The following is a 10080-nucleotide window of genomic DNA, read 5'->3' on the forward strand; positions in this document are numbered from 1 at the left end:
CAAGATTGACCCAAATCCACAGCATTCAAAAAAGCGAATTTCAATCGAAATTCGCTTTATAGGAAAGTGTATTAGTATAAATCTTGTATCTTATACTCAATGAAAATCAAAGAGCAAACTAGGAAGCTAGCCGCAGGTTGCTCAAAGCACCGCTTTGAGGTTGCAAATAACGCTGACGTGGTTTGAAGAGATTTTCGAAGAGTATTAGTTCAAGTGCCAGATATCTTCGTTGTACTGAGCGATTGTACGGTCAGATGAGAAGAATCCTGCTTTAGAAATGTTAACGATGACTTTATCCAACCATGCGTCACGGTCTTCGTAGTCAGCCAACATTTGTTCTTTAACCTTGATGTAGTCTTCCAAGTCAAGAAGAGTCATGAACCAGTCTTTGTTGATCAATTCATTGTAAAGACGTTCCAAGCGCTCTTTGTTTCCAGCTGCAAGAACTGCATCGCTAACGATGAAGTCAACCAATGGTTTGATAGCTTCACGAGCGTAGAATTCGCTTGATTTGTAAGCTGCTTTTTCGTAAAGGTCGATAACAGTTTCTGAATCTTCACCAAAGATGTAGATATTTTCGTCTCCAACCAACTCAGCGATTTCCACGTTAGCACCGTCCATAGTACCAAGAGTCAAAGCTCCGTTCAACATGAATTTCATGTTACCAGTACCTGAAGCTTCTTTAGAAGCAAGTGAGATTTGTTCTGAGATATCACATGCTGGGATAAGGAAGCTTGCTGCAGTAACGTTGTAGTTTTCAACCATAACTACTTGCAAGTGTGGAGCTACTGCTGGATCGTTAGCAATAACTTCTGACATGCAAAGGATCAAGTGGATGATATCTTGAGCGATTGTATAGGCTGGAGCTGCTTTACCACCAAAGAAGATTGTGATTGGACGAGCAGGGATGTTACCAGCTTTGATGTCAAGATATTTGTGGATTACGTACAAAGCGTTCATTTGTTGGCGTTTGTACTCGTGAAGACGTTTGATTTGGATATCAAAGATAGAGTTTGTATTGATTTCCACACCTTGGTGTTCTTTCAAGTGACGAGCCAATTTACGTTTGTTGTGAGCCTTGATGCTTTCCAATTTTTCTTTGACAGCTGCTTTGTCTTCATAAGACAAGAGTTTTTCAAGCTCATCTGCTTCATGGTGCCAACCTTCTCCAATAATCTCATCCAAGTAGTGAGATAGTCTTGGGTTAGCATGCATGAGCCAACGACGGAAAGTGATACCGTTTGTTTTGTTGTTGAATTTTTCTGGGTAAAGGTCGTAGAAAGCTTTCAATTCAGAGTTCTTCAAGATTTCAGTGTGAAGTGCTGCAACCCCGTTAACGCTGTATCCGTAGTGGATATCCATGTGAGCCATGTGAACACGTCCGCTCTCATCGATAATTTGAACAGCTGGATCTTTGTATTCTGCTTTCACGCGGCGGTCCAATTCTTCGATAATTGGTACCAAGTGAGGAACCACTTCTTGCAAGAATTCAAGAGGCCATTTTTCAAGGGCTTCAGCAAGGATTGTGTGGTTAGTATAGGCAGTCATGTTACGAACGATTGAGATTGCTTCGTCAAGTTCGATACCACGAGCAGTCAAAAGACGGATCAATTCAGGGATAACCATTGATGGGTGAGTATCGTTGATTTGTACAACTGCGTAATCAGCAAGGTCATGCAAGTTGCTTCCTTTTTCGATTGCTTCGTCGATGATCAATTGCGCACCGTTTGAAACCATGAAGTATTGTTGGAAGATACGGAGCAATTCACCTTGACGGTCACTATCATCTGGGTAAAGGAAAAGAGTCAAGTTGCGAGCAATGTCTGTCTTATCAAAGTTGATACCATCTTTAATGATTGAAGAATCAACTGAATCCAAGTCAAACAAACGCAAACGGTTCTTCGTTTCTGTCTTGTAACCAGGTACATCGATATCGTAAAGAGTTGATGTCAAAGTAAAGTCTGCAAATGGTACTTGGTAGCTACGGCTTGAGCGAACCAACCAGTTTTGCTCTGTCAACCATGCATTTGGAATTGTTTCTTGTTGGTTGTTTTTAAGAACTTGTTGGAAAAGACCAAAGTGGTAGTTAAGACCAACACCGTCACCGTTCAAACCAAGAGTAGCAATTGAGTCGATAAAGCAGGCAGCCAAACGTCCCAAACCACCATTACCAAGAGATGGTTCCAATTCAACTTCTTCAACTTCGATCAAGTCTTTACCTGCAGCTGCAAGTTCTTTTTTAACATCGTCGTAAAGACCAAGGTTGATCAAGTTGTTTGACAAAAGTTTACCAATCAAGAACTCAGCTGAGATGTAGTAAACTTTTTTCTTACCAGTGTTAACTGGTTTTTGGCTGCTAGCAAGCTTGCTGTAGTTAAGAAGAGCAAGGTAAAGCTCTTCATTGCTACATTCTGCAATGGTTTTATTGTAACGATTTTGTACAAATTCTTGTAGTGATAACATGTTTAAGGTGTCTCCTGATATTGTATTATTTCTTTAATTCTACCAAATTTTCATTGATTCGGCGATAGATTGTTGTCAAGTCAAGCAAGCCTTCCTCGACAGCTGGTGTCAATTGATCTTCAGTCATACGCCAAGACCAGTTTCCACCAAGGGTAGATGGGAAGTTCATACGAGCTGCCTCATCCAATTCTAGCAAATCTTGCATAGTTGCAATTGCCATAAAGCTAACTGATGAAAAGACTGTACGAAGCATAGCATGTGGCACTGTTTCGTATTCTTTGCGGTTAGTGTAGCGAGCCATGTACTCACGAGTCGCATCATCGATTTCGTTACGGTACCAACCAAGGACCGTATTGTTATCGTGTGTTCCTGTGTACATAACTGAGTTAGCAGGTGCCAAGTGTGGGCTATCGATGCTTTCGTCTTCTGGGTTGAAGGCAAATTGAAGGATCTTCATTCCTGGGAAGCCAGTACGTTCACGCAATTCGATAACTTCATCAGTCATAAAGCCAAGGTCTTCAGCGATGATGTTTAGCTCACCAAGTTCTTCCTTAACGGCTGCAAAAAGCTTGTAGCCAGGACCTTTCACCCACTCACCAGGTGCTGCTGTATCAGAACCAGCAGGGATTTCCCAGTAAGATTCGAAACCACGGAAGTGGTCGATACGAACGATATCGTAGATTTTGAAGCTTTCACGCAAGCGTTCAATCCACCATTTGTAACCATCTTTGTCCATTGCTTCCCAGTCATAGATTGGGTTACCCCAAAGCTGACCAGTTGCAGAAAACTCATCTGGTGGGCATCCTGCGATGCAAGTTGCTTTACCGTTGACATCTGTCTTGAAGAGATGTGGATTTGCCCACATATCGCTTGAATCTTCCGCTACGTAGATTGGCATGTCCCCAACGATTTCGATGTGGTTGTCGTTAGCGTAAGCTTTCAATTTCAACCATTGTTGGAAGAAGAAGTATTGAGTCACACGGTGGTAAACCAACTTGTCTGCCAATTGCTCACGGTAGCTTTCAAGTGCTGAAGCTTTACGAGCACTAGCATCTGCATCTGGCCATTCAGTCCAAGCAAGATTGTCAAAATGCTCTTTGATAGCCATATACTCTGCAAAGAGTTCAAGCCATGATTGGTTGTCTTGAGCAAATTTCTCAAAATCTTTAACATCTCCTACTTCCAAGAAACGTTTTACCGCTTTTTCTAAAAGAGGACGACGTGCATAGTAGATTTTAGCATAGTCAACTTCAGACGCATCGCTACCAAAGTCAACCCCTTCAAGGTCACTTGCTTGCAACAAGCCTTGCTCTACCAAGATATCCAAATCGATAAAATGAGTATTTCCTGCAAAAGCTGAGAAAGATTGGTAAGGAGAATCTCCGTAACTAGTTGTTCCTAGTGGAAGGATTTGCCAGTAACGTTGTTTAGTACGAACCAAGAAATCAACGAAGTCGTAAGCACTTTGACCGAATGATCCGATTCCGTATGCTCCTGGAAGAGAAGAAATGTGCATCAACACACCACTTTGACGTTTTTTCATAATAAGCACCTCATGTGTTTATAGTTAGATATTACATTTTTATGAACGCAAACGTTTGCGCTATTACTAGTATAGCTTATTTTCTTGATAAATGCAAGCGGTTTTAAATAACTTTTTTGATTATTTTTTAAAAATTTTTTCTTCTTACTCGTATATATATTCTTTCAGAAAACAAACAAAATAGGAATAAGGGTTTCACTTATCTCATTAAGCAAAAATAAAGCGAGAATCCTCTCTGGTTTCCATTTGTAAATTAGGCAATCATTTTCTCAACTTTTTTTAAATTTAAAACAAAACGGATTTTTGGGATTTTCTACTATTATACGACGATGAAGCGTTTACTTTTTTTCACAATTTTTTAAAAAATTTTTACAAAAAACACTTGCAACCGCTTTCCGATTGTGCTATACTAGTCCCATAAAGGAAAACGTTTGCGTTTCCTCATTATAAAATTTGTTATTCTTTAGGAGGAATACACTATGTCATCTAAATTCATGAAGAGCGCTGCTGTGCTTGGAACTGTTACACTTGCTAGCTTGCTTTTGGTAGCTTGCGGAAGCAAAACTGCTGATAAGCCTGCTGATCCTGGTTCATCTGAAGCGAAAGAACTCACTGTATATGTAGACGAGGGATATAAGAGCTATATTGAAGAGGTTGCTAAAGCTTATGAAAAAGAAACTGGAGTAAAAGTCACTCTTAAAACTGGTGATGCTCTAGGAGGTCTTGATAAACTTTCTCTTGACAACCAATCTGGTAATGTCCCTGATGTTATGATGGCTCCATACGACCGTGTAGGTAGCCTTGGTTCTGACGGACAACTTTCAGAAGTGAAATTGAGCGATGGTGCTAAAACAGACGACACAACTAAATCTCTTGTAACAGCTGCTAATGGTAAAGTTTACGGTGCTCCTGCCGTTATCGAGTCACTTGTTATGTACTACAATAAAGACTTGATAAAAGAAGCTCCAAAAACTTTTGCTGACTTAGAAAACCTTGCTAAAGATAGCAAATATGCCTTCGCTGGTGAAGATGGAAAAACTTCTGCTTTCCTAGCTGACTGGACAAACTTCTACTATGCATACGGACTTCTTGCTGGTAACGGCGCTTACGTATTCGGTCAAAACGGTAAGGACGCTAAAGATATCGGTCTTGCCAACGACGGCGCTATCAAAGGTATAGAATACGCTAAATCTTGGTATGAAAAATGGCCTAAAGGTATGCAAGATACGGAAGGTGCTGGCAACTTAATCCAAACTCATTTCCAAGAAGGTAAAACAGCTGCTATCATCGACGGACCTTGGAAAGCCCAAGCCTTCAAAGATGCTAAAGTAAACTACGGTGTTGCGACTATCCCAACTCTTCCAAACGGAAAAGAATATGCTGCATTTGGTGGTGGTAAAGCTTGGGTCATCCCTCAAGCCACTAAGAACCTTGAAGCTTCTCAAAAATTTGTAGACTTCCTTGTTTCAACTGAACAACAAAAAGTATTATACGATAAGACTAACGAAATCCCAGCTAACACTGAGGCTCGTTCATACGCTGAAGGTAAAAACGATGAGTTGACAACAGCTGTTATCAAACAGTTCAAGAACGCTCAACCAATGCCAAACATCTCTCAAATGTCTGCAGTTTGGGATCCAGCGAAAAATATGCTCTTTGATGCTGTAAGTGGTAAGAAAGATGCGAAAACAGCTGCTAACGACGCTGTAACATTGATCAAAGAAACAATCAAACAAAAATTTGGTGAATAAAAAATTTGTTCAAGGGGGGTGGAATTCAAATCCCCCTTTGAATTTATCAATAGAAAACATATATAGTTTAGGTTTTAACTAGAAACTAGTATCCTATGAAAGGAGTTATTATGGAAAAGCAACAACCTAGTAAAGCAGCCCTGCTGTCTATCATTCCTGGGTTAGGACAGATTTACAATAAACAAAAAGCAAAAGGTTTTATCTTCCTTGGTGTAACCCTTGTATTTCTCCTCTACTTCCTAGCACTTGCAGCCCCTGAATTGAGTAATCTCATCACTCTTGGTGACAAACCAGGTCGTGACAATTCCCTCTTTATGCTGATTCGTGGTGCCTTCCATTTAATCTTTGTAGTTGTTTATGTACTCTTTTATTTCGCAAATATCAAAGATGCACATACAACTGCCAAACACATTAACAATGGCATACCAGTAGCGCTTACCTTTAAAGAAATGATCAAAGGAATCTATGAAAATGGCTTCCCTTACCTCTTGATCATTCCATCTTATGTTGCCATGACTTTTGCGATTATCTTCCCGGTTATCGTAACCTTGATGATCGCCTTTACCAACTACGACTTCCAACACTTGCCACCAAACAAATTGTTGGACTGGGTTGGTTTGACCAACTTTACAAACATTTGGAGCTTGAGTACCTTCCGTTCTGCCTTTGGTGCCGTCCTTTCTTGGACTATCATCTGGGCTTTATCTGCCTCAACTTTACAGATCGTCATTGGTATCTTCACAGCTATCATTGCTAACCAACCATTTATCAAAGGAAAACGTATCTTCGGTGTTATTTTCCTTCTTCCTTGGGCTGTCCCAGCCTTCATCACTATCCTGACATTCTCAAACATGTTTAACGATAGTGTTGGTGCTATCAACACTCAAGTATTGCCAATCTTGGCTAAATTCCTTCCTTTCCTTGATGGTGCTCTTATTCCTTGGAAAACAGACCCAACTTGGACTAAGATTGCCTTGATTATGATGCAAGGTTGGCTTGGATTCCCATACATCTACGTTTTGACCTTGGGTATCTTGCAATCTATTCCTAACGACCTTTACGAAGCAGCTTATATTGACGGTGCCAATGCTTGGCAAAAATTCCGCAACATCACTTTCCCAATGATCTTGGCTGTTGCGGCACCTACTTTGATTAGTCAATACACCTTCAACTTTAACAACTTCTCTATCATGTACCTCTTCAATGGTGGAGGACCTGGTAGTGTCGGAGGTGGAGCTGGTTCAACCGATATCTTGATCTCATGGATCTACCGTTTGACAACAGGTACATCTCCTCAATACTCAATGGCGGCAGCTGTTACCTTGATTATCTCTATCATTGTCATCTCAATCTCTATGATCGCATTCAAGAAACTACACGCATTTGATATGGAGGACGTCTAAGATGAATAACTCAATTAAACTCAAACGTAGACTGACTCAAACCCTTACTTACCTCTACTTGATTGGCCTATCAATTGTAATCATCTATCCACTGTTGATTACCATCATGTCAGCCTTTAAAGCAGGTAACGTCGCAGCCTTTAAACTAGATACTAACATCGACTTCAATTTTGATAACTTTAAAGGACTCTTTACTGAAACTCTATACGGTACTTGGTATCTCAATACCTTGATCATCGCCTTGATTACTATGGCGGTTCAAACAAGTATCATCGTACTTGCTGGTTATGCCTACAGCCGTTACAACTTCTTGGCTCGTAAACAAAGTTTGGTTTTCTTCTTGATTATCCAAATGGTGCCAACCATGGCCGCTTTGACAGCCTTCTTCGTTATGGCACTTATGTTGAACGCCCTTAACCACAGCTGGTTCCTCATCTTCCTCTACGTTGGTGGTGGTATCCCGATGAATGCTTGGCTCATGAAAGGCTACTTCGATACAGTGCCAATGTCTCTAGACGAATCTGCAAAACTAGACGGTGCAGGACACTTCCGCCGCTTCTGGCAAATTGTTCTTCCACTTGTTCGCCCAATGGTTGCCGTACAAGCTCTCTGGGCCTTCATGGGACCTTTTGGGGACTACATCCTCTCTAGTTTCTTGCTTCGTGAGAAAGAATACTTTACTGTTGCCGTTGGTCTCCAAACCTTCGTCAGCAATGTGAAAAACTTGAAGATTGCCTACTTCTCAGCAGGTGCTATCCTCATTGCCCTTCCAATCTGTATTCTCTTCTTCTTCCTACAAAAGAACTTTGTTTCAGGACTTACAAGTGGTGGCGACAAGGGATAATTTATCCCCGCCACCCTTTTTCATTTTATACTCTTCGAAAATCTCTTCAAACCATATCAGCTTTTATCTGCAACCTCAAAGCTGTTCTTTGAGCAGTCTACGGCTAGCTTCCTAGTTTGCTCTTTGATTTTCATTGAGTATTAGCGATTGTTACTGTAAGTAATATCCTTACAACAAGCAATTTGTCTCCTAGACTTGAAATAAAGCACTTTTCTCTATATAATAATACTCATATAGAAAACACCTTTTAGAAAGATACAAATGCTTCCATATCCATTTTCCTATTTTTCAAGTATTTGGGGATTTCGTAAGCCCCTATCCAAACGTTTCGGACTCAACTGGTTTCAGCTTCTCTTTACCAGTATCTTCCTTATCAGCTTGTCTATGGTACCCATTGCCATCCAAAACAGCTCACAGGAGACTTATCCCCTAGAAACCTTTATCGATAATGTCTATGAACCTCTGACAGATGAGGTTGTCCAGGATCTCTCTGAACACGCTGCAATTGTTGATGGCAAATTAACTTATACAGGAACAGCTAGTCAAGCACCTTCTGTTGTGATTGGTCCAAGTCAAAGCAAGGAATTACCGAAGGACTTGCAACTGCATTTCGATACGAATGAGCTAGTCATCAGCAAGGAAAGTAAAGAACTGACCCGTGTCTCTTACCGAGCGATTGATACTGAGAGTTTCAAAAACAAAGACAGCTTGACCCAAGCCATTTCTAAAGACTGGTACCAGCAGAATCGTGTCTATATCAGTCTCTTTCTAGTTCTCGGTGCCAGCTTCCTCTTTGGTTTAAATTTCTTTATCGTCTCTCTAGGAGCGAGTCTTCTCCTTTATATCACTAAAAAATCACGCCTCTTTTCATTTAGGACCTTTAAAGAGTGCTACCATTTTATCTTGAACTGTTTAGGATTGCCAACTCTGATTACGCTTATTTTGGGCTTATTTGGCCAAAATATGACAACCCTCATCACTGTACAAAACATTCTTTTTGTTCTATATCTGGTCACTATCTTTTATAAAACGCATTTCCGTGATCCAGATTACCATAAATAGGAGATTTTTATGCCCGTTACGATTAAAGATGTGGCCAAGGCTGCTGGTGTTTCACCTTCAACCGTAACCCGTGTTATTCAAAATAAATCAACCATTAGCGACGAAACAAAAAAACGCGTTCGCAAGGCTATGAAGGAGCTCAATTACCACCCCAACCTCAATGCTCGTAGCTTGGTAAGTAGCTATACCCAAGTTATCGGCTTGGTCCTTCCTGACGACTCAGACGCTTTCTATCAAAATCCTTTCTTTCCATCTGTCCTCCGTGGTATCGCTCAGGTCGCTTCTGAAAACCACTATGCTATTCAGATTGCAACAGGTAAAGATGAAAAAGAACGCCTTAAAGCGATTTCACAGATGGTTTACGGCAAACGTGTGGATGGTTTAATCTTCCTTTATGCCGAAGAGGAAGATCCCTTGGTCAAACTGGTCGCTGATGAGCAGTTCCCCTTCCTCATTCTAGGGAAATCCATTTCACCTTTTATCCCTCTTGTCGATAATGACAATGTCCAAGCTGGTTTTGATGCGACCGAATATTTCATCAAAAAAGGCTGCGAACGAATTGCCTTTATCGGAGGTTCTAAGAAACTCTTCGTTACACAAGACCGTCTAACTGGTTACGAATCCGCACTCAAGCAATACAAACTTCCTCTTGATGGCAATCTGACCTACTTTGCAAATGAATTTCTAGAGGAAAAAGGATATCAATTTAGCCAACTCCTCTTTCAGCATGACCCTCAAATCGATGCTATCATCACAACCGATAGCCTCCTAGCCGAAGGAGTCTGTGATTATATCACAAAACACCAACTGGATGTCCCTGTTCTCAGCTTTGACTCGGTCAATCCCAAGCTCAACTTGGCGGCCTATGTTGATATCAATAGCTTGGAACTTGGTCGTGTTTCCCTTGAAACCATCCTCCAGATTATCAATGATGCTAAAAGCAATAAACAAATTTGTTACCGTCAGTTGATTGCCCACAAAATTATCGAAAAATAAAAACCAGCTCGCGCTGGT

Annotated in this window: 7 protein-coding genes; 5 read left to right on the forward strand and 2 right to left on the reverse strand. The window is 40.8% G+C overall.

What is annotated here, in order from left to right:
* Positions 1 to 204 precede the first annotated feature (204 nt).
* Both glgP and malQ read right to left on the reverse strand, forming a co-directional pair.
* Positions 205 to 2463 carry a glycogen/starch/alpha-glucan family phosphorylase gene (gene glgP, locus O3664_RS08955; RefSeq protein ID WP_371613923.1) on the reverse strand — a complete coding sequence of 753 codons (2259 nt, stop codon included), beginning with the start codon at positions 2461 to 2463 and terminating at the stop codon, positions 205 to 207.
* A gap of 25 nt (positions 2464 to 2488) precedes the next feature.
* Entirely contained in the window at positions 2489 to 4006 is a 1518-nt protein-coding gene (gene malQ / locus O3664_RS08960; RefSeq protein WP_371613924.1) for a 4-alpha-glucanotransferase, read from the reverse strand.
* Positions 4007 to 4485: 479 nt separating this feature from the next.
* On the opposite strand from malQ, the gene O3664_RS08965 reads away from it, so the two are divergent.
* The 5 genes from O3664_RS08965 (at position 4486) to O3664_RS08985 (ending at position 10062) form a co-directional block, all read left to right on the forward strand.
* Entirely contained in the window at positions 4486 to 5757 is a 1272-nt protein-coding gene (locus O3664_RS08965; protein WP_371613925.1) for an extracellular solute-binding protein, read from the forward strand.
* Positions 5758 to 5867: 110 nt separating this feature from the next.
* Positions 5868 to 7160: a carbohydrate ABC transporter permease gene (locus O3664_RS08970; RefSeq protein ID WP_049492634.1), complete on the forward strand. Its 1293-nt coding sequence runs from the start codon at positions 5868 to 5870 to the stop codon at positions 7158 to 7160.
* Between the two features lies 1 nt (position 7161).
* Entirely contained in the window at positions 7162 to 8004 is an 843-nt protein-coding gene (locus O3664_RS08975; RefSeq protein WP_033675775.1) for a sugar ABC transporter permease, read from the forward strand.
* A 261-nt stretch (positions 8005 to 8265) separates the two neighbouring features.
* Positions 8266 to 9066 (forward strand): DUF1189 domain-containing protein, encoded by an 801-nt coding sequence (locus O3664_RS08980; RefSeq protein WP_261062442.1) that lies wholly within the window; start codon positions 8266 to 8268, stop codon positions 9064 to 9066.
* A 9-nt stretch (positions 9067 to 9075) separates the two neighbouring features.
* The gene (locus tag O3664_RS08985; protein WP_371613926.1) at positions 9076 to 10062 is read left to right on the forward strand and encodes a LacI family DNA-binding transcriptional regulator; all 987 of its coding nucleotides are present in this window, start codon (positions 9076 to 9078) and stop codon (positions 10060 to 10062) included.
* Positions 10063 to 10080: the final 18 nt, after the last annotated feature.

Origin of the sequence: Streptococcus sp. 27098_8_109, assembly GCF_041432295.1 — a bacterium.
Lineage (GTDB): Bacteria > Bacillota > Bacilli > Lactobacillales > Streptococcaceae > Streptococcus.